The sequence below is a fragment of the Caballeronia calidae genome (assembly GCF_900044055.2).
Classification (GTDB): Bacteria; Pseudomonadota; Gammaproteobacteria; order Burkholderiales; family Burkholderiaceae; genus Caballeronia; species Caballeronia calidae.
In genome coordinates this window covers 70,873-94,731 of sequence record NZ_FCOX02000011.1, presented here as the reverse complement: position 1 = coordinate 94,731, position 23,859 = coordinate 70,873, and the positions used below count along the sequence as shown (strand labels likewise).

The 23,859-nt window shown below is 64.6% G+C and carries 22 protein-coding genes; 6 read left to right on the top strand and 16 right to left on the bottom strand.

Going from position 1 to position 23,859, the window contains the following annotated elements; translation table 11 throughout:
* Position 1: 1 nt before the first annotated feature.
* From AWB78_RS13015 to AWB78_RS13000, 4 genes are read right to left on the bottom strand one after another with little or no spacing between them, the layout of a single operon-like run.
* On the bottom strand, positions 2–1,021 hold the full coding sequence (locus AWB78_RS13015) for a vWA domain-containing protein (protein ID WP_062604992.1): 1,020 nt from the start codon (positions 1,019–1,021) through the stop codon (positions 2–4).
* Positions 1,008–1,523: a DUF4381 domain-containing protein gene (locus tag AWB78_RS13010; RefSeq protein ID WP_062604991.1), complete on the bottom strand. Its 516-nt coding sequence runs from the start codon at positions 1,521–1,523 to the stop codon at positions 1,008–1,010. Before AWB78_RS13010 ends, AWB78_RS13015 begins: the two co-directional genes overlap by 14 nt.
* Positions 1,520–2,482, bottom strand: coding sequence for a DUF58 domain-containing protein (locus AWB78_RS13005; protein WP_062604990.1), 963 nt, complete (start codon positions 2,480–2,482; stop codon positions 1,520–1,522). The genes AWB78_RS13010 and AWB78_RS13005 overlap by 4 nt, the downstream gene beginning before the upstream one ends.
* An 18-nt stretch (positions 2,483–2,500) precedes the next feature.
* Positions 2,501–3,460, bottom strand: coding sequence for an AAA family ATPase (locus AWB78_RS13000; protein WP_062604989.1), 960 nt, complete (start codon positions 3,458–3,460; stop codon positions 2,501–2,503).
* 272 nt (positions 3,461–3,732) lie between these two features.
* Here AWB78_RS13000 and AWB78_RS12995 point away from each other — a divergent pair, with 272 nt between their 5' ends.
* The 4 genes from AWB78_RS12995 to AWB78_RS12980 all read left to right on the top strand — a co-directional run bounded on the left by AWB78_RS12995 (position 3,733) and on the right by AWB78_RS12980 (position 10,453).
* Complete coding sequence (locus tag AWB78_RS12995) at positions 3,733–4,959, top strand: formylglycine-generating enzyme family protein (protein WP_374729463.1); 1,227 nt, start codon at positions 3,733–3,735, stop codon at positions 4,957–4,959.
* Between the two features lie 43 nt (positions 4,960–5,002).
* On the top strand, positions 5,003–6,079 hold the full coding sequence (locus tag AWB78_RS12990; protein ID WP_062605069.1) for an HAD family hydrolase: 1,077 nt from the start codon (positions 5,003–5,005) through the stop codon (positions 6,077–6,079).
* Between the two features lie 45 nt (positions 6,080–6,124).
* The gene (locus AWB78_RS12985) at positions 6,125–7,798 is read left to right on the top strand and encodes an arylsulfatase (RefSeq protein ID WP_062604988.1); all 1,674 of its coding nucleotides are present in this window, start codon (positions 6,125–6,127) and stop codon (positions 7,796–7,798) included.
* A gap of 75 nt (positions 7,799–7,873) precedes the next feature.
* Positions 7,874–10,453, top strand: coding sequence for a fused MFS/spermidine synthase (locus AWB78_RS12980; RefSeq protein WP_062604987.1), 2,580 nt, complete (start codon positions 7,874–7,876; stop codon positions 10,451–10,453).
* An 18-nt stretch (positions 10,454–10,471) separates the two neighbouring features.
* Here the strand turns inward: AWB78_RS12980 and AWB78_RS12975 are convergent, their stop codons facing one another.
* Entirely contained in the window at positions 10,472–11,419 is a 948-nt protein-coding gene (locus AWB78_RS12975) for a SphA family protein (protein ID WP_062605068.1), read from the bottom strand.
* Between the two features lie 302 nt (positions 11,420–11,721).
* Here AWB78_RS12975 and AWB78_RS12970 point away from each other — a divergent pair, with 302 nt between their 5' ends.
* Positions 11,722–12,231, top strand: coding sequence for a GNAT family N-acetyltransferase (locus AWB78_RS12970; protein ID WP_062605067.1), 510 nt, complete (start codon positions 11,722–11,724; stop codon positions 12,229–12,231).
* Positions 12,232–12,240: 9 nt separating this feature from the next.
* On the opposite strand, the gene AWB78_RS12965 is transcribed toward AWB78_RS12970, so the two are convergent.
* The 8 genes from AWB78_RS12965 to AWB78_RS12930 all read right to left on the bottom strand — a co-directional run bounded on the left by AWB78_RS12965 (position 12,241) and on the right by AWB78_RS12930 (position 19,405).
* Positions 12,241–12,636 carry a hypothetical protein gene (locus AWB78_RS12965; protein WP_232477687.1) on the bottom strand — a complete coding sequence of 132 codons (396 nt, stop codon included), beginning with the start codon at positions 12,634–12,636 and terminating at the stop codon, positions 12,241–12,243.
* A 9-nt stretch (positions 12,637–12,645) separates the two neighbouring features.
* The gene (locus AWB78_RS12960) at positions 12,646–14,112 is read right to left on the bottom strand and encodes an alkaline phosphatase family protein (protein ID WP_062604985.1); all 1,467 of its coding nucleotides are present in this window, start codon (positions 14,110–14,112) and stop codon (positions 12,646–12,648) included.
* A 143-nt stretch (positions 14,113–14,255) separates the two neighbouring features.
* The gene (locus AWB78_RS12955) at positions 14,256–14,627 is read right to left on the bottom strand and encodes a GFA family protein (RefSeq protein WP_062604984.1); all 372 of its coding nucleotides are present in this window, start codon (positions 14,625–14,627) and stop codon (positions 14,256–14,258) included.
* A gap of 22 nt (positions 14,628–14,649) precedes the next feature.
* On the bottom strand, positions 14,650–15,042 hold the full coding sequence (locus AWB78_RS12950; RefSeq protein WP_062604983.1) for a tautomerase family protein: 393 nt from the start codon (positions 15,040–15,042) through the stop codon (positions 14,650–14,652).
* A 123-nt stretch (positions 15,043–15,165) separates the two neighbouring features.
* Positions 15,166–16,332 carry an ABC transporter permease gene (locus AWB78_RS12945; protein ID WP_062604982.1) on the bottom strand — a complete coding sequence of 389 codons (1,167 nt, stop codon included), beginning with the start codon at positions 16,330–16,332 and terminating at the stop codon, positions 15,166–15,168.
* A 9-nt stretch (positions 16,333–16,341) separates the two neighbouring features.
* Complete coding sequence (locus AWB78_RS12940; protein ID WP_062604981.1) at positions 16,342–17,496, bottom strand: ABC transporter permease; 1,155 nt, start codon at positions 17,494–17,496, stop codon at positions 16,342–16,344.
* A gap of 6 nt (positions 17,497–17,502) precedes the next feature.
* Entirely contained in the window at positions 17,503–18,195 is a 693-nt protein-coding gene (locus tag AWB78_RS12935) for an ABC transporter ATP-binding protein (protein WP_062604980.1), read from the bottom strand.
* Position 18,196: 1 nt separating this feature from the next.
* Positions 18,197–19,405, bottom strand: coding sequence for an efflux RND transporter periplasmic adaptor subunit (locus tag AWB78_RS12930; protein ID WP_062604979.1), 1,209 nt, complete (start codon positions 19,403–19,405; stop codon positions 18,197–18,199).
* A gap of 251 nt (positions 19,406–19,656) precedes the next feature.
* Between AWB78_RS12930 and AWB78_RS12925 the strand changes: the two genes are divergently transcribed.
* On the top strand, positions 19,657–20,742 hold the full coding sequence (locus AWB78_RS12925) for a tartrate dehydrogenase (protein ID WP_062604978.1): 1,086 nt from the start codon (positions 19,657–19,659) through the stop codon (positions 20,740–20,742).
* A gap of 65 nt (positions 20,743–20,807) precedes the next feature.
* On the opposite strand, the gene AWB78_RS49700 is transcribed toward AWB78_RS12925, so the two are convergent.
* From AWB78_RS49700 to AWB78_RS12910, 3 genes are all read right to left on the bottom strand, one after another.
* Positions 20,808–21,284: a glycosyltransferase family 9 protein gene (locus tag AWB78_RS49700; protein WP_062604977.1), complete on the bottom strand. Its 477-nt coding sequence runs from the start codon at positions 21,282–21,284 to the stop codon at positions 20,808–20,810.
* 357 nt (positions 21,285–21,641) lie between these two features.
* A complete protein-coding gene (locus AWB78_RS12915) occupies positions 21,642–22,448 on the bottom strand; it encodes a GntR family transcriptional regulator (RefSeq protein ID WP_062604976.1) in 807 nt (268 codons plus the stop codon).
* A 66-nt stretch (positions 22,449–22,514) separates the two neighbouring features.
* On the bottom strand, positions 22,515–23,813 hold the full coding sequence (locus AWB78_RS12910) for an MFS transporter (protein ID WP_062604975.1): 1,299 nt from the start codon (positions 23,811–23,813) through the stop codon (positions 22,515–22,517).
* Between the last annotated feature and the right edge of the window lie 46 nt (positions 23,814–23,859).

Below are 23,859 nucleotides of genomic sequence, written 5' to 3'. Positions count from 1 at the left end.
GTCAGGCCTCCGCCTCGTCCATCGGCGTCGCGCGGCGCGGCGCACGCAACATCGCGATGAGATACGCGAGCACGTGATACAGCGTGAGCATCGACACGGCGAGCGCGAGCGGCACCCAATAAAACGCGCGCTGCGGACGATAAATCTCGCGCTTGATCTTCTCCGGCGTCATCCTGTCGATGTCCGCATACACGGCGGCGAGATCCTGTTCGCGGCCGAGCGCATGAAACGCGCTGCCGCCCGTCGTCTTCGCGATGCGCGCGAGCGCGTCGAGATCGACCTTGTCCTCGCCTTGCGTATCCGGATCGCCGATGCCGATCGTATGCACGACGATGCCGTGCCGCTTCGCGATGCGCGCCGCCTGCTCCGGCGGAATCGCGCTCGCGGTGTCGTTGCCGTCGGTGAGCAGCACGAGCACTTTCTCCTGCGCGGGCGTGTTCTCCATCAGCTTGACGGCAAGACCGATCGCATCGCCGATCGCCGTGCGCGGCCCCGCCATGCCGATGCGCATCGCGTCGAGCAGCATCAGCACGCTGTCGTGATCGAGCGTGAGAGGCGCTTGCGGGTACGCGGCATCGCCGAACACGACGAGACCGATGCGATCGCCCTTGCGTTTCGCGATGAAATCCGCGACTACGCGCTTCACCGCGCTCAGGCGATCCATGCGCTCGTTCGTTGCGGTGTCGATGAAATCGCGCTCGCTCATCGACTGCGACAGATCGATCGCGAGCAGCAGATCGCGCGCCGGCATGTCGCGCGTGACGGGCGCTTCGACGAACACGGGGCGCGCCGCCGCAATCAGCAGCAGCACCCAGAGCAAGGGCATCAGCATGCGCTGAAGCCAGTTGCTGCGCAGACGCACGCCGCCGGGCGCGGGCTTTTCTCCCGCAGCGTCCGCCATTTCCTGAAAGAACGGCATGCGCACGGCCGACGCCGTCGTGCGGTATGCGGGCACGAGCCACCACACGAGCGCGGGCAGCGGCAGGAGCAGGAACATCCACGGGAATTCAAGCTTCCACATGATGATGCTCGATCCAGTCGCGTGCGGCTCGCGCGACGCGCTCCGCTTTCTCGCGCGTGATGGCCGCCAACTGCCCGGCGGGCGCATAGCTGGCCGCATAGAGCAAAGCGCCGCTTTCGTCGTCGAACGCGCCGTGCGTCTTCTTCAGATACGCGAGCCATGACGCGCCGCTCAATGCGGCCACCTTTCCACGCGGCGCGGCGGCGAGCGCCGTGCGTTTGATGAGCGGCGCGATGTCGGCGAGCGCCGCGGCACGCGTCGATTCATCGCGCAGCTTCGTTTCGATGCGCGCGAGTTCGGCAAGCGCCTCGCGCCGATAACGCGACTTCTCATGACGACGCCACGCGAACCACGCGACGACGAGCGCGATCACGATCAGCAGCAACGCAACGAACGCCCAGCCGATGGTCTGCGGCGCATACGAAACCGGCGCGGGCAACGGCAACTCGCGCAGCGCTTGCAGCGCGGCCGGCGTGTCATGCGGAACGAGCACGTCGCTCATAGGCCGCCTCGCAGGGCATGACGCGGCCGTTCGCCGAACAGCCGGCGCACCTGATCGACAACCGGCTCCGCCGTCGATAACGCCATCAACGGCACGCCGCTCGCGCGCAGCAAGTCCGCGATTTCGGCGGCGCGTCCCTTGAAGAGACTCGCGAGCGGCGCGCGCACGCGTTCGTTCTCGATGCGCAATTCCACCTGCAGGCGCCCTTCGCTCACGACGAGCGCGCGATGCTCCGGCATGCGCTGCCACATGGGATCGAAGACGAGCGCGGCGATCACATCGTTATGGGCCGCGAGCTGGCGCAAGAGCTGGCGCGTGCGCTCATCGGCGCCGGCGAAATCGCTCATGATGCAGACGAGAAAATCATGCCCCGCGATCTGCAGCACGCCTTCGAGCGCGGCGTTCAGTTGCGCGTAGTTCGTGCGCGCGGGACTGTCGGCGGCGAGCGCGCGATTCATGCGGCCGATCGCGCCGAACAGCATCTCGATGCGCGTTCTGCTGCGCAAGGGCCGCACGCGCACCATCTCGTCGTCGCCGAACACGACGCCGCCCACGCGATCGCCCGCCGCGAAACCCATCCATACCGCGAGTGCGGCCGCTTCGGCCGCGACGACCGACTTGAACGCGCGGCTCGATCCGAAGAACATGCTCATGCGCTGATCGACCATCACGAGCAAGGGACGATCGCGTTCCTCGGTGTACACGCGCACATGCGGCTTGCCGGTGCGCAGACTCACGCGCCAGTCGAGGTGACGGATATCGTCGCCGGGCAAATAGCCGCGCAGTTCCTCGAAGTTCAGACCGCGCCCGCGCATGCGCGATGCATGTCTGCCCGACAGAATGCTCGACACCGGCGCGGGCGCGAGAAAGCTCAGGCCGCGCGCACGGTATTCGAGCCGCGCGAGATGCGCGGCATCGACATACACGCTTCCGATCGAATCCTCTGCGCTCGCCGCCATCGAAACAATCCTCCGGAATCAGGCAGGCACGGCCACTTTCTCCACCAGCCGGTCGATCACCGCGTCCGCGCCGATGTTGTCCGCGTTCGCATCGTAGGACAGCAGCAGCCGATGACGCAGCACCGGATGAATCACCGCGCGCACATCGTCGGGGGTGACGAACGCGCGCTCGTCGAGCCATGCGTGCACGCGGCTCGCACGATCGAGACCGATCGCGCCGCGCGGGCTCGCGCCCACTTCGATCCACTTGCCGAGATCGGCGTCGATGGTCTCGCCATGCCGGGTTGCATTCACGAGCGACACGATGTATTCGTCGATGGCCGGCGCCACGCTCACACGGCGCGCCGCCTCGCGCGCCGCGAAGATGTCCTCTTGCGAGAGCGTGTCGAAGCGCGTCCTGTCGCCTTCGGTCTCACGCCGCAGGAGACGCAGCATCTCGCATTCGCTTTGCGGCGACGGATACGTGATCAGCACCTTCAACAGAAAGCGGTCCATCTGCGCTTCGGGCAGCGGATACGTGCCTTCCTGTTCGATGGGGTTCTGCGTCGCCATGACGAGAAAGAGATCGGGCATTGCATGCGTCTTGCCGGCCACGGAAATCTGCCGCTCTTCCATGGCTTCGAGCAACGCGGATTGCACCTTCGCGGGCGCGCGATTGATTTCGTCCGCGAGAATCAGATTGCCGAAGATCGGGCCGGGCTGGAACGTGAGCGTGCGCTCGGTGCCCGATTGCAGCAGCGTTTCGCCGCCGGTGATGTCGGAAGGAAGCAGATCGGGCGTGAACTGGATGCGCTTCATCGTCGCGGCGAGGCGCGCCGCGATGGCCTTCACGGTACGCGTCTTCGCGAGGCCGGGCAGGCTTTCGAGCAGCACGTGGCCATCGGCGAGCAGCGCGATCAGGATCTGCCGCACGACGGCTTCCTGCCCCACGACCGCTTCTCCGATGCTCGCTTCGAAACGCCGGATGGTATCGCGCATGACTGGCTCTTTCCGATGGTCGTCTATCTTATGTTCCGCCTCGTGACGCTATAGGCCCGCGTGAGCGACAAGTTACTGGACCTCGGCGTTTTCGTCAAAGCATCGCATTGCTACATTTTTTGAAACCCTCGGCGCTGCAATGAAAGCTATATTGCTCAATCGCGAGCGGCGCTGCATTCCTTTTCGGCGCCGCTTAAAAAAGGTTGAAAACGCGTAAGCGTTCGTATATTGGTGGGTCCGAACGCCGCCGAGCCACAAGTGGAGGGACGCGCATGAGCAACGAGTCGACGATGCGCAAGCACGCGACGCGCGAGCAGAACTCGACACCCGTATCGCCGCCAGCCGTGCGCGGCTCGCGTGTGCGCCGCGTCGCGCTATGGGCCGTGCTGCTTCTCTTGTGCCCCGCGCTCGTCGGCTATGCGGTCAGTCGGGCGATGACCAGCCACGCGAAGCCATCGGTCCGCATCGTCCTCGGCGACGGCGTGCATGGTCCGAAAGGCATGGCGTGGGTGCCCGGCGGCGAATTCCTGATGGGCAGCGACAGCAAGCTCGCGCAAGCCAACGAACGCCCCGCGCACGCGGTACGCGTGCATGGCTTCTGGATGGACGAGCATCACGTGACCAACGCGGCGTTCCGCAAGTTCGTCGAGGCGACGGGCTACGTCACCACCGCCGAGAAGAAGCCCGACTGGCACACCCTCGAAGTGCAGTTGCCGCCCGGCACGCCGCGCCCGCCCGACAGCAAGCTTGTGCCCGGCGCGATGGTGTTCGTCGGCACTGCGGAGCAAGTCCCGCTCCAGGACTATTCGCGCTGGTGGCGCTTCGTGCCCGGCGCGGACTGGCGGCATCCGACCGGACCCGCGAGCAGCATCGTGGGCAAGGACGATCATCCTGTCGTGCAGGTCTCTTATGAAGATGCCGAGGCTTATGCGAAATGGGCCGGCAAGCGCCTGCCCACCGAAGCCGAATGGGAATTCGCCGCGCGCGGCGGCCTCGAGCAGGCCACCTATTCGTGGGGCGATCGGTTCACGCCCGATGGCAAGCAAATGGCGAACGTCTGGCAAGGGCAACAGGCGCAGCCGTTCCCCGTCGTCAATGCAAAGGCGGGCGGCGCGGCGGGCACGAGCTCTGTCGGCAGCTTTCCGGCCAACGGCTACGGTCTCTCCGACATGACCGGCAACGCCTGGCAATGGACCGCGGACTGGTATCGCGCGGACCAGTTCAGACGCGAGGCGTCGATCGGCGGCGTGGTCGACGAACCCAAGGGCCCGTCCGATTCATGGGACCCCGCCGATCCCGGCGTGCCCGTGCAGGCGCCCAAGCGCGTCACGCGCGGCGGCTCTTTTCTATGCAACGAAGCCTATTGCCTGAGCTATCGCCCGAGCGCGCGGCGCGGCACCGACCCGTACAACAGCATGTCGCATCTGGGATTCCGGCTCGTGATGGACAAGGACGTCTGGAACCGGACGCACGACGATTTTGTAACAACCGCTCGTTGAGCAGAAAGGAAGCAATACCTTGAAATTCGAAGAACAAAAAACCATGCACGGGGCGCGCAGGCCGTTCGAACGTCTGCGCGGCTGTACGGCGACGCTGCTTGCCGCGGCGTTCGTCGCCGGATGTGCGAGTCATGTCGATAGCACGAGCGTTCAGCCCACCGCCGGCGCGCAGGCAACAGCCACGGCACCGGCCGCCGCCGCGGTACTGCCCTCGTGGCGCGATGGCCGTGCGCGCGAGGCGATCATCAAGTTCGTCGACGACGTGACGCGCGAAGGCTCGCCCTCGTTCCTGCCGCCCGCCGATCGCATCGCGGTGTTCGACAACGACGGCACGCTCTGGAGCGAACAGCCGCTGTACTTTCAGTTCATGTTCCTGCTGGACCAGGTGAAGGCCGCGGCGCCGAAGCATCCCGAGTGGCGCAACGATCCGGCGTTCCGCGCGCTCGCCGCGCACGATCAGGCAGCGCTCGCGGGTCAGCAGAAGGCGTTGATGAAGCTCATCGGCATTGCGAACAGCGGCATGACCGTCGATGAATACGACAGCACGATCCGCGCATGGCTCGCCACGGCCAGGCATCCGAAGTTCCATCGGCCTTATACCGAGCTCGTCTATCAGCCGCAACTGGAGTTGCTCGCGTATCTGCGCGCCAACGGCTTCAAGACGTTCATCGTGTCGGGCGGGACGATCGAATTCATGCGCGCATTCGCCGATCGTGTCTACGGCATTCCGCCCGAGCAGGTGATCGGCTCGAGCCAGGCCGTGAGTTACGAAATGCGCGACGGCAAGCCCGCGCTCGTGCGCCAGCCGAAGCTCGATTTCGTCGATGACGGACCGGGCAAGCCCGTCGGTATCTATCGACAAATCGGGCGCAAGCCGGTGCTCGCATTCGGCAACTCGGACGGCGACCAGCAGATGCTCGAATACACCGCCGCGCAGCCCGGTCCGCATCTCGCGCTCATCGTGCATCACGACGATGCCGCGCGCGAGTTCGCCTATGACCGGCAATCGAAGGTCGGCAAGCTCGATCACGCATGGGACGAAGCACTCGCGAAAGGCTGGATCGTCGTGAGCATGAAGGACGAGTGGAGCACCATCTATCCGCGCGACGCGAAGCAATAGCGGTTTCTCTGAGGCGTGCGGGTGCATCGCGAAAGGAGAACGACAATGACAAAGCCGAATCTTCGACGCGTCCGGTATCTCACCGGCGCACTCGCCGCGATCGCGGCCATCTGCGTGCTCATCGTGCCGCCGATGGTCTCGACCGCGCAGACGCAGAACAACGCGAAGCCCGCCGCGCCCGCGAAGCCGCCCGCGCCCGCGCAGAACAATGCGAAGCCCGCCGGCAATCAGAGCTCGAAGAAGCCGAACATCCTCGTGATCTTCGGCGACGATATCGGGCAGACCAATATCAGCGCGTATAGCAAGGGCGTGGTCGGTTATACGACGCCGAATATCGACCGCATCGCCAACGAAGGCATGATCTTCACCGATTACTACGCGGAGAACAGCTGCACGGCGGGCCGCTCGACGTTCATCACGGGTGAAGTGACGCTGCGCACGGGCTTGTCGAAGGTCGGCGTGCCGGGCGCGCCGGTCGGACTGCAGGCGGCGAACATCACGATTGCGCAGGCGCTGAAGCCGCTCGGCTACGCAACGGGCCAGTTCGGGAAGAATCACCTCGGCGACCGCAACGAATATCTGCCCACCGCGCACGGCTTCGACGAGTTCTTCGGCAACCTGTATCACCTGAACGCGGAGGAAGAGCCGGAGCGTCCGTACTATCCGAAGAACGATGCGGCCTATGTGAAAGCCAACGCACCGCGCGGCGTGATTCATTCCTTCGCGGACGGCAAGATTCAGGACACCGGCCCGCTCACGAGCAAGCGCATGGAAACGATCGACGACGAAACGACGCAAGCCGCGATCGACTTCATTCAAAAGCAGGCGAAGGCGGACAAGCCCTTCTTCGTGTGGATGAACACCACGCGCATGCACCTCTTCACGCACGTGCGGCCTTCGATGCAAGGGCAAAGCGGCATGCCGGGCAACGAATATGCGGACGGCATGATCGAGCACGACGGCGATGTCGGCAAGCTGCTCAAGACACTGGACGATCTCAAGATCACGGACAACACGATCGTCGTCTACACGACGGACAACGGCCCGAACCAGTTCTCCTGGCCCGATGCGGCGACGACCCCGTTCCGCAGCGAGAAAGACACCAACTGGGAAGGCGCGTTCCGCGTGCCCGCGATGGTCCGATGGCCGGGACACATCAAGGCCAACTCCGTATCGACGCAAATGATGTCCGGCCTCGACTGGTTCCCGACGCTGCTCGCCGCCGCGGGCGACGCGAACATCGGCGAACGCCTGCTGAAAGGCGCGGCGGTCGGCGGCAAGAATTTCAAGGTGCATCTGGACGGCTATAACTTCATGCCCTATCTGACCGGCCAGGCGAAGGAAGGCCCGCGCCACGAGTTCTTCTATTTCGACGACGACGGCCTGCTCGTCGCGATGCGCCAGGACAACTGGAAGTTCGTCTTCTGCGAGCAGCGCGCGCCGGGCGGGTTCCAGGTCTGGGCCAATCCGTTCACGTGTCTGCGCGTGCCGAAGATCTTCAATCTGCGCATGGACCCGTATGAACGCGCGGATATCGTGTCCGACCAGTATTACGACTGGAGCACGAAGAACGTCTATCTCGCGCAATACGCGGTGACCAAGGTCGCGCCGTTCCTTGCGACCTTCAAGCAGTACCCGCCGAGCCAGCGTCCCGCGAGCTTCAGCATCGACCAGATGACCGACTCGCTGATGAAGAGCCTCAACACGACCGGCAACTAGGCCGCCCACGATCGTTCGATGACCATGCCCGCTGCATCGGAAGACGCAGCGGGTTCTCCTCGGAACTTGCAAGCGATGAGCCATCTCAGCGCCGGGCATACGAAACCGATCCGTCACCGTGCAGGCCGCCAGGCACGTCATGCCGCGCCGGCCATGCGTCTCACGTGGCCCGCGCTGCTGCTCTTCGCATCCGGCACGGCGGCGCTCATCTATCAGGTGTTGTGGGTGAAGCAGCTCACGCTCGTCGTGGGCATCGAAGTTCAGGCGGTGACGATCGCGATCAGCGCGTTCTTCGCGGGCCTCGCGCTCGGCGGATGGCTTTTCGGCAAGCTCGCCGATCGCGCCGGACGGCCCTTCCTGTTCTATGCGGCCCTGGAGATCGCGGCACTTCTGCTCGGCATCGGCGCGACGCAGGCACTCGCGCACAGCGCCGCGCTGTTCGCCGCGTTTCAGGCGAGCGCCGGTCCGCTCGCGTGGGCGCTGCCCTTCGCGCTCGTCGGCGTGCCCGCCATCGCGATGGGCGGTACGGTGCCGGTGCTCACGCGCGCGCTCGCGCCATCGCGACAGGGCGTCGGCGGCACGGGCGGACGGCTCTATGCCGCGAACACCGCGGGCGCGATCACGGGCGCGCTGCTGCCCGCCTTCGTGCTGATTCCCTTGCTCGGCGTGCAAGGCAGCGCACTCGCCGCAGGCGCGTTGAACGCCGTCGCGGCGCTCGGCGCCGTGGCGATCTCGCGTCAGCCACGGCCGGGTCTGGCCGCATCCATCGCCGCCGATGCGCCGCGGGCGCAATCGTCGCCCGATGCGGCGCACGCGCGCATCGCGGTCGCGCTGTATGCGGTCGCGGGCGGCATCGCGCTCGGCTATGAAGTCGTGTGGTCGCAAGCGATCGCGCAGTTCATCAGCACGCGCAGCTTCGCGTTCTCGATCGTGCTCGCGACCTACCTCCTCGGGCTCGCGCTCGGCAGCGCGATCGCCGCGCGCCACGCGGACCGCGTGCGCGATCCGTGGAGCGCGTTCGGCGTGCTCGTCGGCATGGCGGGTCTTTGCGCGCTCGGCGGCGTCGCGGGCGCGGGCGGCTGGCTCATGGACGCGCAACGGCATGCATCGGCGCTCGCGCTCGCCGCGACCGGCAATCTGCTCACGTCGATGTGCGCGAGCTTCGCGGTGGCCGCCTGCGCGATCGTGCTCGTGCCGACGCTGCTGCTCGGCGCCGCCTTCCCCTTCGCGCTGCGCATGGCCGCGAACGGCCGCGCGGGCGATACGAACTCGGGCATCGGCGCGGATGTCGGGCGCGTGCTCGCGCTCAACACGGCGGGCGGCATCGCGGGCACGCTGTTCGCGGGCTTCGAGCTGGTGCCGTCGCTCGGGCTCATCCGCTCGCTCGGCGTGCTTGCGGTCGCGGCGGGTCTGATCGGCTTGTCGGCGGCGCTGAGCGGCGGCATCGCGCGGCGTGCGGGCATCGTCGTGTGCGCGTCGATCGCTGCGCTCTCGTCGATCGTCGCGATCGTCACGCCCGCCGATCGCCTCGGCGCGCTGCTGGCGACTTCGCACGGCGGCAGTCTCGCGTATTACGAGGAAAGCGCGGGCGGCACGGTCGCGGTGCTCGATCAGGGCGATGGCGCGCAACGCTTTCGCCGGCTCTACATACAAGGCGTGTCGAATTCCGGCGATGCGATGACCTCGCGCCGCTACATGCGTCTGCAGGCGCTCGCGCCGCTCATGGTGCATGCCGGCACGCCGCGTTCTGCGTTGGTCATCGGCCTTGGCACCGGCATCACCGGCGGCGCGCTGCTCACGTGGCCGACACTGGAGAAGCGCGTCGTCGCGGAGTTGTTGCCCGCGGTCGTGCGCGCGTCGTCGCGCTTCGACGGCAATTTCGGCATGAGCGCCGATCCGCGCATCGATGTGCGTGTCGCCGATGGCCGCCGCGAACTGCTGTCGCGCGGCGAACGTTACGATCTCGTCACGCTGGAGCCGCCGCCGCCGTCCGCGGCGGGCGTCGTCAATCTGTATTCGACGGACTTCTATCGCCTCGCGGCGGCACGTCTGAACGAAGGCGGCATCGTCGCGCAATGGCTGCCGCTCGCGACGCAGAACGAGGATCAGACGCGCTCGCTCATCCAGAGCTTCCTGCAGGTGTTTCCGCATGCGGCCCTCTGGACGACCGAGTTTCACGAGATGATGCTCGTCGGCTCGATGCAGCCGATGCCGCTCGACGTGCCGCGCCTGCGCGCGCGTTTCGCGCAGCCCGACGTCGCGCGTGCGTTGCGCGAAGTCGGCATCGCGTCGCCGGAAGCGTTGGCGGCGACGTGGATCGCGGACCGCTCCGCCCTCGCCTATTACGCAGAAGACGCGCGCCCCGTCACGGACGACGATCCGCGCATCGAATATGCGCCGTGGGTGCGTCGCGGCGATTTTCCCGCGACGCTCTCGCACATGCTCGCGTTGCAAAGCGCGCCGCCGCTCACGAACGCGGACCCGGCCTTCATCGACACGCTCGCCGCCGAGCGCCGCACGCTGCACGCGTTTTATCGCGCTGGGCTCGATGCGTATCGCGGCGATCGTGAGGCATGGACGAGCGATATCGGCGCGGTGCTGCAGGCGGATCGCGCGAATCCGTACTATCGCTGGGTGATCGGCAAGGCGGAATGAAACAGAAGTGGAAGTGCGTCAGAACACGAGCGTGGCCGTCGCCATGAAGGTCTTCGTGCTCTTCAGCCGGTTGGTGCTCGTGACCGAGGGCACCCAGCGCACGCTCGCGGACAGCGGCGCCTTGCCGCCGATCTTCGTCTCGTAGGTGACGATCGGGCCGACCGTGAAGTCATGCCCGACGAAGCCGTTGAGGCGATCGGCGGTCGGGCCGGTGTCGTTGCCGAGCTGCTGCACGGTGCCCATCACCACGCCCATGCCGAAGCCGTTCGCGAACTTCTTGAGGCCCATCACGTCGAGCGTGAAGAGCGGCGCGTTCTGGTAGTTCGTCGCGGTATTGCGCGTGTAGAACTGGAAGCCCATCACCGCGTCGAACTCGAGGCCGTACTTCGGCACGAGCTTCGTATAGGCGACGGTCGGCACGAAGGTCCAGTTGTTGAGGCTCGGGTTCGCGAGCGCGCCCGCTTCGTAATTGCCCGTCGGCGCCCAGATGTTGAAGGACAGCGCGATGTGATCGGTCTCCGAAATCTGGTAGCCCGCTTCGATCGGCGTGAAGAGCATGTCATAGAGATTCGACGCGCGATCGCTCGTCGTACTGATGAACTGGCCGGTGGCGAAGCTGCCCGTCACCTTCTCCCAGATGTAGGGCAGCGTGATGCCCGATGCGAACGCCCAGCCGCCGTAGCTTCCCCATACTTTCAGGAGGCTCGCGAGCGTGAGCGACAGCTCGCCGTTCAGGCCCAGCGAAGTCTGTCCCCCGATGGGCACCGGACGGCTGGCACCGATGGAGCCATCGAGATAGACGGTCTGCAGGCTCGCGATCCACACCGGTTCGGTCGGCACGATGCCGACGCCGGACAGCACGCTCGTCCCCGCGACAGGGCGTCCCAACGCGCCTTCCGTCGCAGAAGCGTTGCCCGCGACGAATATCGAAGCCAGCGCGAGCAGCGTCGCCTGTGCGCGCTTGATCGAGCGATGCCGTCGCGCGTTTGTCCGCGTTGCCATGTCTTCACCTCCGCGCGGTGGAAGCCCGAATCCGATCGACCCGAAGGTCAGAAAGCCGCTTCTTATCAATATTGGAATTCATCGGCTTTGTAAAGCGCGGTACGGCGTGCGCTATGTTGATCTGCGCGGTCAGCATTACTCAACGAAATTCATCGACTCATGGTTCAAGGTTTTATTAGTAATCGTCGATGGAGATCATTGCCTCAGTGAGATTTCGAAGCTCGGCTATGATGGACGTTTCAATTCCGCTTCGCCCACAGCGCATCATGCCGAAAACATTAGCGCCATTGTTTCGCCGCCTCACACCCGCCGATGCCGAAGCATTTCGCGCCATCCGTCTCGAAGGCCTGCAACGCTATCCCGCGTCGTTCGGCGCTTCCTACGACGATGAACACACGCAAGCGCTCGAATGGTTTCGCGCACGTATCGCGGATCACGCGGTATTCGGCGGCTATGCGAGCGACGGAACGCTTGCCGGTGTAGCCGGACTTCTCGTGCCGCCGGGCGCGAAGCTCAGGCACAAAGGCATGCTGTGGGGCATGTATGTGCGCGAAAGCGCGCGCGGCACGGGACTTGCGCAAGCGCTGCTCGATTGCGTGCTCGCGCACGCGCGCGGTGTCGTCGGTGAAATCAAGCTCGAAGTGGCACCCGATAACTTCGCGGCGATCAAGCTATACGCCGCGGCGGGATTCGTCGAATACGCGCGGGAGCCGCGCGCGCTGAAGATCGGCGGTACGTATCACGATTCGGTGTTCATGACGCTGCGTTTCGAATGATCCGTCCGTTCAAAGAGGCACGCGAAAGAGACTATCGAATTCGTCCGTGCTTTCTTCGATGCAGCCAATGCTGACGAGAAACTTGTCCGCGCGAATCATTTCGATCACGCCGTCCGCGATGATCAGCCGGTAAATCTCTCCGTTTTCATTTCTGATGGCCACCCGCATGTCGATGAGCGGCTTCGTCGCGCGCGCATGCTTCGATAAGAACGCCATGATCTGCGCGTCGAGCTGCGATCTGACCGTGCCTCTGATCCATGTGCTGCGCATGGCGCCCTTGTAAGAATCGTATGTGAAGGCACGATAGCATTCGGCGCCCGCAGCGCGTGCGTCACAAGGGCAAGAGAAAACTTTCGATATCTTTCCGGCCGAGCCGCTTGTTGCGACTCGACCGGCGCGTGCCACGCCTGTGCGTCAGGAGGGAAAGCCGAGCGCCGTCGCCTTGGCGCGCAGGTCGGCGAAACGTCCGCCGGGTGTCGGCGTTTGCGATGCGCCCTCTGCCGCCTTCGCGATCTGCGATTTGTCGACGGTGCCGAGGCCCGTGCCGATCGCCGGCGTGTTCGAACATTCGAGTCCGAACGGCCCTTGCGGCACCGCGAGTGCGGGCGCATCGGTGCGCGGCGCGGCGTTCAGATCGAGCGCATAGGCCATGTTGAACGTGCTGGGATCGCTCGCGCGCACGCCCAGCGGATCGAGCCCGAAGCGCCAGGCCAGCAGTTGATGGATCGAGCTCGGATCGAACGGATAGCGCGCCACGTTGTTCGCGCGCACGCGCGGCCCGAGCAACATGCAGGGCACGCGAAAACCGAGGCGGCCGTCGTTGCCGAGCTTCTGCTCAGCCGATGTCAGCGGCCTCACCGGCGGCGCGACATGATCGAAGAAGCCGCCCCATTCATCGTAGACGATGATCATGAGCGTGCTGCTCCAGTTCGGGCCCGTGCGCAATGCCTCGTAGATCTGCCCGAGCAGCGCCTGACCGTTGCGCACATCGGCGTGCGGATGATCGTCGTTGGAGGTGCCGTTCGCCTCGCCGCCGAAGCTCGGATCGACCATGCAGAACGACGGCAGATTGCCCCCGGCCGCATCGGAAACGAAATCGGAAAAGCGCTTCGAGCGCCCGACATAACGCGTGCCGTAGAGCGCCGTGAACGGCACGTCGTTGTAATAGTACGTCGACGACACGTTCTTTGCGTCGAGACGGTCCCAGATCGTCGAGAGCGACGAGGTATCGAGCGTGTCGCTCAGCCGGTCCGTCTCGCCGCTGTGCAGATAGACGCGGTTCGGAAACGTATCGGCGAGAATGCCGCTCATGTAGTAGTCGCAGACGGTGTATTGCGCGGCCGCCTGACGATAGAACTCGAGATCGCTGCCCGTGAAATAACCGATCGGCAGCAGATCGCCGCGCGTCTTGTTCGTGCCCGGCGTGAGCAGGAAGCCGTTCATCGCGCCATTGGCGAGATGCGTGCGGCCCGCGTCGTATTCATGATCCGGGTCCGCGAACTGGCAACCCTGGAAACCATAGGCCGCGTTGGCCGACAGCGCGAACGTGGGATGCGTTTCACCGAAGGCGTCGGTGAACTGCCTGCCCGCCTGCTGACCTTCCGCGCCCGGCACCCAGCCGAGCATATGATCGAACGAACGGTTCTCCATCGTGACCAGCACGATGTGATCGATGCCCGATGTCGCCGGTGCCGGCAGCGCAGGCCGCGGCAGGTTCGCGCGATCGGGCGGAATGTTGCCGATGGGGCTCGTCGGCGTGACCGTGCCCGATTTGTCGTCGCTGCCACCGCCGCCGCATGCGGACAGCATGGCCGTGCTGGCGAGCGCGGCAAGCAGACGGCGGCGTACCGCATCGGGTTCGTTCGAAGGTTTCTGGGCCATGACGGCGCTCCGTGTGAGTGTAGTTATCGGACGCCGCTCGTCTGAAACGCGGTTGCGCTACAGGACCTCGGAGGCGAACGGCTTGTGGGTGCCGGGATATAGCATTTGCCATTCCTAACACCTTTCACTCACACGGCAGCAGGCTATGGACTCGTCACGACGGAGCTGCTCGCGCCGTCCGCGACGGGCGCATCGAGCGAATAGGCATCGACGCCTTCGATGCAGCCGAGGTTCACGCGCCACTCCGCCGGATTCGTCCGCGTTTGATGGAACGTGTAAATCCCACAGCGCTTGCAAAAGAAATGCTTCGCGACGTGCGTGTTGAACCGATACATCGCGAGTTCGCCCTCGCCTGAAAGGATGCGCAGTCTGTCCGCCGCAAACGGCGGCGACATCACCGCGCCGCGCCGCCGGCAAAGGCTGCAATTGCAGCGCACGGCGGGTTCGATCGGCGTATCGACTTCGAACGTGACCGTGCCGCAATGACACGCGCCTTTCAGGGTCGTGGGGCTCATCGTGCGTCTCTCCTTTCGTTTTTCAGGCCGCGTCCTCCACATATTGGGCGAGCCCGTGGCCGAACGACCAGTCTTCGCGGCGATTCGGCGCGAGCGCGATCAGCACATCCTCGGGCCGCAAGCCCGGCGATGCCGCGAGCTTCGCGGCGAGCGTCCTGTAGAACGCCTTCTTCGTGGCGGTGTCGCGCCAGTCGCTCGCGGTGATGTGGATGAACACGAGGTCATCGCTTCGTTCGACGCCAAGATAGCCTGGATCGTAGATGAAGTCTTCGCGGTCGTGCTGCTCGATCAGTTGAAAGCGATCGTCGGCGGGAACCTTGAACGCTTCCACGAGCGCATCGTGCACGCTGTTCGAGATCGCGCGGATGTGGTCGCGCGGCTTGCCTTTCACGAGTGAGATGCGGACGAGCGGCATGATGGATGCTCCTTCGAAGCGGAATCGAAAGCGATAAGTAAATCGCCGGGTGAGTCCACTCTACGCCGCGCTATCGGTGCTGAATATCGAATAGTTCTGCATCGATCGTTCGATGAAATCGAATCATCGCGCCCGCAAGGCGTCGACGATATTCATCCGCGAAGCCCGCAACGCCGGCAGAAATCCGCCGATCAAACCCATGAGGAGCGAGAAGCCGAGCGTCTGCGCAATGACCGAAGGCGTCAGAAGGAAGCGAAACGACAGGTCCGCGAAGGTCTGGAAATTGGTCGTGGAAAACGAAGCGAACTGCATGAGCGCGGCACAGCCGAGCCCGGCGACACCACCGACCAGCCCGAGCAACAATGCTTCGAGCAGGAACGCGCCGAGCACATCGAAGCGCTTGAACCCGAGCGCCCGCAGCGTGCCGATCTCCGCGACGCGATTCGCCACCGACGCGTACATCGTGATCATCGCGCCGATCATAGCCGCGATCGAGAAGATGGTCGACAGCGTGAAGCCGAGAATATTGATGAACGTCGACAGCGCCTTCGACTGATCGCCATAGAACACCTGCTCGCGCTTGGCTTCGTCGGCGAGGCGCGGGTCCACGTCGATGTCCGCCTTGAAGCGCTCGAACGCATCGCTGCGCGCGAGACGCACGACCATCGACGAAAAGCTCGTGCGACGGAACGATTGCATCAGTTGATCCACATCGCCCCAGATTTCCGAATCGAAGCCGCTGCCGCCCGCGTCGAAGTGGCCGACCACGGTCCAGTCGCGCTGCGCGAATCGCAAGTGATCGCCGATGCGCGTGCCGCCGAAGCCCTTCGCGATGCTGCTCCCGACGATGATCTCCGACGATCCGCGTCTGAACATGCGTCCCTCCGTGAGCGTCACTTGCGGACGCAGTTGCACGCCCATCGGCGAGACGCCGCGAATCACGACGTTCGCGGGCGTGTTCGCGCCGAGCTTGGTGAGCGAGATCAGCACCACGGTTTCCTTCGATGCGAGCGGCGCGCCGTCGCCGTTCATCGCGACCGATGGATGCATCTCCATCACATTGGCCTGCGCGCGGTCGATCGCGCTCTGGATCTCCGTCTCCGCGCCCTTGCGGATCAGGACGACGTTATCGCGCTCGCCGGTGGACACGAGCGTTTTCTTCAGGCCCGCGTCGAGCATCAGCACGGTCGCGAACACGAACACGACGAGCGCGAGACCGCCCGCGGTGAGCATCGTCGTGAGACGGCGCGCCCAGAGATTGCGTGCGACGTAGGAAACGGGAATCGCCATTGCGCGTCCTCAGCCGATCGCCCGCAGGCCTTCGACGATCCGCACGCGGCTCGCCTGCACCGCCGGCACGATCGCCGCGGCGAGCGCCACGACGAACGCGCACGCGGCCTGCAAAAGCATCGTCTCGTGCGAGACCATGAAGACCGGGAACACGCCGCCCGTCGCGTGCTTGAAGACTTCGGCCATCGGCGGCGTCGCGAGTATGCCGATGCCGCCGCCGATCGCGCAGATCGCCATCGATTCGCCGAACACGAGCACGGAGAGAAACACCGGGCCGAAGCCGAGCGCCTTCAGCGTCGCGTACTCGGTGATGCGCTCGCGCGCGCTCATCGCCATCGCGTTCGCCATTACCGCCATGATGATCAGAATCACCACATATGACACGACGCGTATCGCCGCGATGATCTGATTCGACATCGCGACGAAGCCGAGTTGAAACGCCTGCTCGGTTTCGGTCAGCGTTTCGGCGAGCGAGTTCTTGAAGACATCGTCGATATTGCGCGAGACGGCCGCGGCCTCGTCCGGGTCCTCGATGCCGACCACATACACGCCGACCTGATCGACGTTGCGCTTGGTCGTCTTGCGGATCGTCTCGTTCAGATACTCCCAGTGAAAGATCAGTTGCCGCGTGATGGTCGATTCGTCGCGTCCTTCCATGATGCCGCGCACGACGAAATCCCATGTGCCCGGATAGATCGTGCCTTTGAGCGGAATCACGTCGCCGACCTTGAAGCCGTATTGATCCGCGAGTTGCCGGCCGATGAGCGCGCCCTTGCGATCGCGTCGAAAATCGGCGCGCGCCTGCTGGGAAACGATGAACTCGGGATAGAGATCGAGATAGTTCTCGGACACCGCGAACTGCGCGAAGAAGTTCTTCGGATCGCGATAGACCCCGCCGAACCAGTTCGAGCGCGCGACGATCGTCACGCCATCGACGCCGCGAATGCGGTTCTCGTAGGCGAGCGGCAAGGGAAACACGAGCGAGATCGCATTGCGCGTGACGAGCCGCGCATTCGATGCCGCCGCCGCGCCCGCGTACCACGCATCCACGACCGTATGCAGCAGGCCGTACGCGAGCACGGCGATGGTCAACCCGAGCACCGTCAGCGTGGTGCGCAGCTTGTGGCGCAGCGCGTTGCGCAGGATCAGCTTGAGCACGTACATGATGGCTTAGCGCGGCGTTCCATCGATCAGTTCGCCCTTCTCCAGATGCACGAGCGCCTTCGCCGCGCTCGCGGCGTGGGCATCGTGCGTCACCATGATGATGGTCTTGCCGAGCTTGTCGTTGAGGCGTTGCAGCATCGCGAGGACATCGGCGGCGGAGTTGCGGTCGAGATCGCCGGTGGGTTCATCGGCGACGATCAGCTTCGGGTCCGTGATCAGCGCCCGCGCGATCGCGACGCGCTGTTGCTGCCCGCCCGACAGCTCCGACGGATAGTGGCTCATGCGGTCGGCCATGTTGACCATGTCGAGCACCATCGCGACACGCTCCTTCCGCTCGTGGCGCGTGAGGCGCGTCAACATCAGCGGCAATTCGACGTTCTCGAACGCGGAAAGCACCGGCATCAGGTTATAGAACTGGAAGATGAAGCCGACGTTCGCCGCGCGCCAGTCCGCGAGCGCGGCTTCGGGCAGACGCGTGATGTCGAGCCCGCCGACCAGCAGCTCGCCGCTGTCGGGCCTGTCGATGCCCGCGATCAGATTGAGCAGCGTGCTCTTGCCGGAACCGGACGGGCCCATCAGCGCGACGAAATCGCCCTGTCCGATGGAAAGCGTGATGTCGGTCAGGACCGGCACCGTCTGCACGCCGCGCCGATACGACTTCACGACGTGACTGATTTGGACCAGAGGCGGCGCGCTCACGCTATTTCTTCGCCAGAGTGACTCTGGCGCCGTCCTTGATCTTGTCGCCGGGCGACAGCACGACCACGTCGCCGGGTTTCACGCCCTGCACCGCGATCAGTTCGCCGATGCGCTCGCCCGTCGACACCGGCACTTCGCGCGCCGTGTCGTGCTCGATCCGGTAGACCACGTGCTTGCCGTTGCGCGTGACGACCGCCGCCGGCTGCACCGCGACGAGCGCCTTCTTTTCTTCGGGCGGCACGGGCTTCGAGAGGAACGCGACTTTCGCGGACATCTCGGGCAGCACGCGTGCATCGCGCTCGACGAAACGAATCTTCACGAGCACGGTGGCTTTCGAGCGATCGACCGTCGGCACGATGCGCGACACGCGGCCCGCGAAGCGCGCGTCGGGCAGCGCGTCGAGCTGAACCTCGCACGGCTGGTCGACGGCGATGCGCGAGATGTTCGACTCGGCGACATCGGCTTCGACTTCGAGCGTTTTCATGTCGGCGATGGTGACGACCGCGCCCTTGCTGTCCGACGCCGACGAGAACGGCGTGATGTTGTCGCCGACATTCGCGTGCTTTTCGAGCACGACGCCATCGAAGGGCGCGCGGATCACGGTCTGATCGACGGCCACTTGCGCGGCCTGCGCATTGGCCTGCGCGGACACGATCGCGGCTTCGTCGCTGTTGATGGATGCCTTGGCCTTGTCGTAGCGGGCGAGCGCGGCGTCATACTGCGTCGCCGGAATCGCGCCTTGCGGAGCGAGAATCCTGAAGCGCCTGAGATCGACTTCCGCGTTCTTCAGTTCGGCGCGCTGCAGTTCGAGATTGGCCCGCGCGACCTTCACCTGCGCCTGCGCCTGCGCGAGCGACGCGGTGACGTCGTTGCTTTCGAGCCGCGCGATGATCTGGCCTTCCTTCACCGGCGTGCCTTCGAGCACGCCGAGCCATTCGACGCGCCCTTGTCCCTTCGACGCGACCGCCGCCTTGCGCTGCGGCACGACATAACCGGTGGCGTTCAGGAGCGTATAGCTTTGCGACGGATAAACCGATGTGACGGTGGCGGTTTCCACGGCCTGCGGGCCGGTCAGGCGCAATGCCACGGCGGCGAGCGCGAGCAGGATCGCGGCGATGACCGCATAACGCAACCAGTGGCGCCGGCGCCGCGGCATCGCGGCGGACGGTCCCCGGTCGATTTTGAGTTTTTCTAGGTCGTGTTCAGCCAATTTGTGGACTTGCGCCTCGGATGAGCCCGCGGTCGGGATGCGGTGAAAGGATGGTCAGTATAGCGCCGCGTTCCCTGCTTCCTGCCCGCAAACTCCCGTGCATCCGCCAGCTGAAACGGCCTCGCGCATCCCGCCCACTTGTGAATCGAAGTTAAAGATGCTTTGAGTCCGTTGGCGGTTCCGGCGCTGGAAGTTGTGTAGAGTGGCCTCACATCGAGATACACCCGACACATCGAAGACGGAGACGAGACATGAAGACGTACCGCATCGCGACCATTCCCGGCGACGGCATCGGCAAGGAGGTCGTGCCCGCCGGCCAGCAGGTGCTCGAAGCGTTGGCACGCAGCACGCAAAATTTTGAATTCAAATTCGAGAATTTCGACTGGGGCGCGGACTACTACCGCCAGCACGGCGTGATGATGCCCGCCGATGGCCTGGATGCGATCCGCGACAAGGACGCGATTCTCTTCGGCTCGGCCGGCGACCCGGACGTGCCCGACCACATCACGCTGTGGGGCCTGCGTCTGAAGATCTGTCAGGGCTTCGATCAGTACGCGAACGTGCGCCCGACGCGCATCCTGCCCGGCATCGATGCCCCGCTCAAGCGCTGCAAGCCCGAAGACCTGAACTGGGTGATCGTGCGCGAGAACTCGGAAGGCGAATACTCGGGCGTGGGCGGCCGTGTGCATCAGGGGCATCCGATCGAAGCCGCGACTGATGTATCGATCCTGACGCGCGCCGGTGTCGAACGCATTATGCGTTTTGCATTCAAACTCGCTCAGTCGCGGCCGCGCAAGCTGCTGACCGTCATCACGAAGAGCAATGCGCAGCGTCACGCGATGGTCATGTGGGACGAAGTCGCGCTGCAGGTCTCGAAGGAATTCCCGGACGTGAAGTGGGACAAGGAACTGGTGGATGCATCGACCGCGCGCATGGTCAACCGTCCCGCGACGCTCGATACCATCGTCGCGACCAATCTGCATGCGGACATTCTCAGCGATCTCGCCGCCGCGCTCGCGGGCAGCCTCGGCATCGCGCCGACGGGCAACATCGATCCGGAGCGCCGTTATCCGTCGATGTTCGAGCCGATCCACGGCTCAGCCTTCGACATCATGGGCAAGGGTCTCGCGAACCCCATCGGCACGTTCTGGTCGGTCGTGATGCTGCTCGAGCATCTCGGCGAATTCGAGGCGGCCAAGCGTGTGATGGCCGCGGTCGAAGCGGTCACCGCGGACCCGTCGCTGCATACCGGCGACCTGGGCGGCAAGGCGACGACCGCGCAAGTGACGGCCGCCGTGTGCGCGTTCGTCGAACGGGTGGAAGCGGCCGCTGCCTGAAGGTACTTCATTTGAATCGGGGAATCCGGCCGGCCGCGCGCCGGATGCACGCTACGTGGCACGCTTCACGACCGCCACGCGCCCCATTCGAGTTCCGCGAGCACGCGCCCGAGCACTTCGTCCCAGTCGCCGGGCGCTTTCTGATTGAAGATGCGCATGTTCGGATACCACGGCGTGTCTTCACGGTCGCGCAGCCGGCGCCAGCAGCCCAGATGCCGATTGAGCAGCCATACGCGCCTGCCCATCGCGCCCGCCAGATGCGCCACGGAAGTATCGACGCAGATGACGAGATCCAGCGCTGCGACGAGCGCCGCGGTATCGGCGAAATCCGCGATTTCATCCATCCAGTCGACGACAAGCGCCCGCTGTTGCGGCTGAAGATGCTTTGCATCGTCCACCGGCTTTTGCAGCGAATCGCCAAAGCCCTGCTCATTCAGAATCAGCAGACGATCGCGGTCGGCGCGAGCAGGCGCCCCTTTCCATTGCGGAATCGACAGGTCTGGAGGCGTGGCCCTCGAGCGGCCGGTGCCAGCGCTCGGCATCGGCGGCGTCCTCCCGCACTAACGCAACCAAACCGCGCAAATGAACGACGTCCGCGTGATCCGGCGCGATGCTCATGCACTGCTCGGTCCAGTGCAAAGCCGCTTGCCATTGATCCGCGTTGTAGGCGTCGGCCGCCTGACGGTATATCGATGGAAGCTGTTCCTGCATCGTGCTTGCTGTTCCGATTGCTCAGTGAAACGCATCGAGGTGTTTCGTTATCCGTGTCACCACGTGCGATAAAAAATTCTGGCGATCGACAGCCGTATTCGATTCAGGCAAATGAATGATTCAGTGTTTCGCTTCGATGCATCCTGCAATGCCCGCATGTAAAAAAGAGCGGCCCGCGCCGCTCCTTTTCACGAACCCAATGCCACGCGTTCCGGCTCGTCAGGCTCGAACCAGTCAGGATTGCGCTCCGCGATCGGATGCAGCGACACGAGAATCTCCCGCAGATGCGCGCGCATCGCTTCTTCGGCGCCATCGGGATCATGCGCCTTCAGCGCGCTCACGATGCGCGCGTGCTGCTTGATGAGCAGATCGAGCGGCGATACATCGGGCAAGCTCAGATAGCGCACGCGATCCATTTGCGCCTTGATATCCTGGATCGTGTCCCATGCGGCCACGCAATCGATCGATTGCGCGATCTGCATGTGGAACTGCTCGTCGAGCGCGAGGAACGCGCTGGTGTCGTTCACCTTCGATGCGGTCTTCTGCTCGCGCAGGTTCGCGGCGAGATCGTCGAGCTGGGAATCGGTGATGGCGACGGCAGCCTTGCGCGCCACCGCCGTTTCGATCGCCTCGCGAATGAAGCGCCCTTCCCGCACCTGCCGAGGCGAGATCTTCTTTACGAAGGTACCGCGCTGCGGCAGCACTTGCAGCACGCCCGCCTCGACGAGCTTGATGAAGGTCTCGCGCACCGGCTGCCGCGAGACCTGGAACATTTCCGATACTTCCTTCTCCGAGAGCGGCGTGCCGGGCGCGAGTTGTCCCGCGAAGATGGCCTGACGCAGCGCGCGAAAAATCTGCTTGCCGATGGGCTCGTGCGAGTCATGCGAAATCAGCGCCGTCAGATCGGGCAGCTCGATCTTCTGCGATGCGACCGGCCTGCGCGCACGCGCACGCCGCACCGCTGCTGAACCATTCGACACGATACCGTCTTGCATGATTGAAACCTGAACGCTTATGAGAAGAGTGCGAGGCACCTGTGCGTGCCCCGCTTCCCGATACTATCACGCAGCACTTGCAGCGCTTTCGGGTTTATTGCGCGTTCTCGGCTCGCGGATCCACATCAGCGAACATAGCGCACCGAGCACCGCGATCGCGCCGGCCAGAACGAACGCGCTGCCATAAGCGCCGTGCGTCGCCTCGACGATGAAGCCCGTCACCGCCGGTCCGATCACGCCAGCCAGGTTCGCGAGCAGATGCACGAAGCCGCCCACGCCGCCGACGTTCTCGCGCCGCACCGTGTCCTGAATCACGGCCCAATAGACCGAGCCCGTCACATAGAGGAAGAAGATCGTGACCGACATCAACGCCACCGCGCTCTGCGTGCTCTCCACGCGCCCCGCGAACGCGACGCTCAGCGCGGCCATGCCGAGACACACCGTCAGCACGATGCGGCGCGACATCAGCGGCTTGCCTGTGATGCGCAGGATCGCATCGGTGATGAAGCCGCCCGCCGCGAGCCCGATGCTGCCGAGCAGCCACGGAATGACGGTCGCGAAGCTCATGTCGCGCAAGGACATGTGATGCGCTTCGGTGAGATAGGTCGGGAACCACGAGAGAAAAAAGAAGAGCACGTAGTTGTACGCGAAGAACGCGAACGCCGTGGCGAGGATGATCGGCTGACGCAGATAGAAGCCGAGATTTGCCTGTTTGCCGTGCGCGCCGTGCTCCATCGACGCACCTTCCTGCTGGCCCGCGACGATCAGATCGAGTTCGGCCTGCGTGACGCGCTTGTTCTGCTGCGGATGCTCGGTCGTCGACAGGACCCACAGCACGAGCCACGCGAAACCGATCAGCATGATGATGACGAATGCCCAGCGCCAGCCGAACTGGATCGCCATATAGCCGACGATCGGACCGGCGAGCGCGCCGCCAAGCGGCGTTCCCGAACTGATGACGCCGATCGCGCTCGCCACTTCGCGGCGCGGAAACCAGTTGTTCACCATCTTGCTGTTCGACGAGCTGAACGGCCCCTCACCCATGCCGAAGAGCACGCGCAGCACGATCAACGAGACGAGGCTGCTCGCGAGCGCGGTCGCGCCGCAAAACAGCGACCAGATGCCCATCGCGCCGCCGAACACTTTCTTGGCGCCGATCTTGTCCGACAGCACGCCGCCGACGAAATTGAATAATGCATACCCGATGAAAAAACTGCTGAACACGACGCCCATCTGCGCGTGCGTGAAATGCAGATCCTTCTGGATGAGCGGCGCGGCGATGGATAGCGCCGCACGGTCGAGATAGTTGACGACGCCCGCGAGGAACAGCAGGCCGACGACGAACCATCGCTGACTTTTGATCATGTCGAGTCTCCGATGCACCGCTTCTTCTGTCCTTTCGGCCCGGCGG

What these genes read in the sequence shown, in the direction of transcription:
- AWB78_RS12955 (WP_062604984.1), bottom strand. Translation starts at nt 14,627, where the DNA reads ATGAGCCCCACGACCCTGAAAGGCGCGTGTCATTGCGGCACGGTCACG.
- AWB78_RS12995 (WP_374729463.1), top strand. Translation starts at nt 3,733, where the DNA reads ATGAGCAACGAGTCGACGATGCGCAAGCACGCGACGCGCGAGCAGAAC.
- AWB78_RS12980 (WP_062604987.1), top strand. Translation starts at nt 7,874, where the DNA reads ATGAGCCATCTCAGCGCCGGGCATACGAAACCGATCCGTCACCGTGCA.
- AWB78_RS12970 (WP_062605067.1), top strand. Translation starts at nt 11,722, where the DNA reads ATGCCGAAAACATTAGCGCCATTGTTTCGCCGCCTCACACCCGCCGAT.
- AWB78_RS13010 (WP_062604991.1), bottom strand. Translation starts at nt 1,523, where the DNA reads ATGAGCGACGTGCTCGTTCCGCATGACACGCCGGCCGCGCTGCAAGCG.
- AWB78_RS49700 (WP_062604977.1), bottom strand. Translation starts at nt 21,284, where the DNA reads ATGCCGAGCGCTGGCACCGGCCGCTCGAGGGCCACGCCTCCAGACCTG.
- AWB78_RS12915 (WP_062604976.1), bottom strand. Translation starts at nt 22,448, where the DNA reads ATGCAAGACGGTATCGTGTCGAATGGTTCAGCAGCGGTGCGGCGTGCG.
- AWB78_RS12940 (WP_062604981.1), bottom strand. Translation starts at nt 17,496, where the DNA reads ATGTACGTGCTCAAGCTGATCCTGCGCAACGCGCTGCGCCACAAGCTG.
- AWB78_RS12950 (WP_062604983.1), bottom strand. Translation starts at nt 15,042, where the DNA reads ATGCCGCTCGTCCGCATCTCACTCGTGAAAGGCAAGCCGCGCGACCAC.
- AWB78_RS13015 (WP_062604992.1), bottom strand. Translation starts at nt 1,021, where the DNA reads ATGTGGAAGCTTGAATTCCCGTGGATGTTCCTGCTCCTGCCGCTGCCC.
- AWB78_RS12925 (WP_062604978.1), top strand. Translation starts at nt 19,657, where the DNA reads ATGAAGACGTACCGCATCGCGACCATTCCCGGCGACGGCATCGGCAAG.
- AWB78_RS12910 (WP_062604975.1), bottom strand. Translation starts at nt 23,813, where the DNA reads ATGATCAAAAGTCAGCGATGGTTCGTCGTCGGCCTGCTGTTCCTCGCG.
- AWB78_RS12960 (WP_062604985.1), bottom strand. Translation starts at nt 14,112, where the DNA reads ATGGCCCAGAAACCTTCGAACGAACCCGATGCGGTACGCCGCCGTCTG.
- AWB78_RS13005 (WP_062604990.1), bottom strand. Translation starts at nt 2,482, where the DNA reads ATGGCGGCGAGCGCAGAGGATTCGATCGGAAGCGTGTATGTCGATGCC.
- AWB78_RS12985 (WP_062604988.1), top strand. Translation starts at nt 6,125, where the DNA reads ATGACAAAGCCGAATCTTCGACGCGTCCGGTATCTCACCGGCGCACTC.
- AWB78_RS12945 (WP_062604982.1), bottom strand. Translation starts at nt 16,332, where the DNA reads ATGGCGATTCCCGTTTCCTACGTCGCACGCAATCTCTGGGCGCGCCGT.
- AWB78_RS12990 (WP_062605069.1), top strand. Translation starts at nt 5,003, where the DNA reads ATGCACGGGGCGCGCAGGCCGTTCGAACGTCTGCGCGGCTGTACGGCG.
- AWB78_RS13000 (WP_062604989.1), bottom strand. Translation starts at nt 3,460, where the DNA reads ATGCGCGATACCATCCGGCGTTTCGAAGCGAGCATCGGAGAAGCGGTC.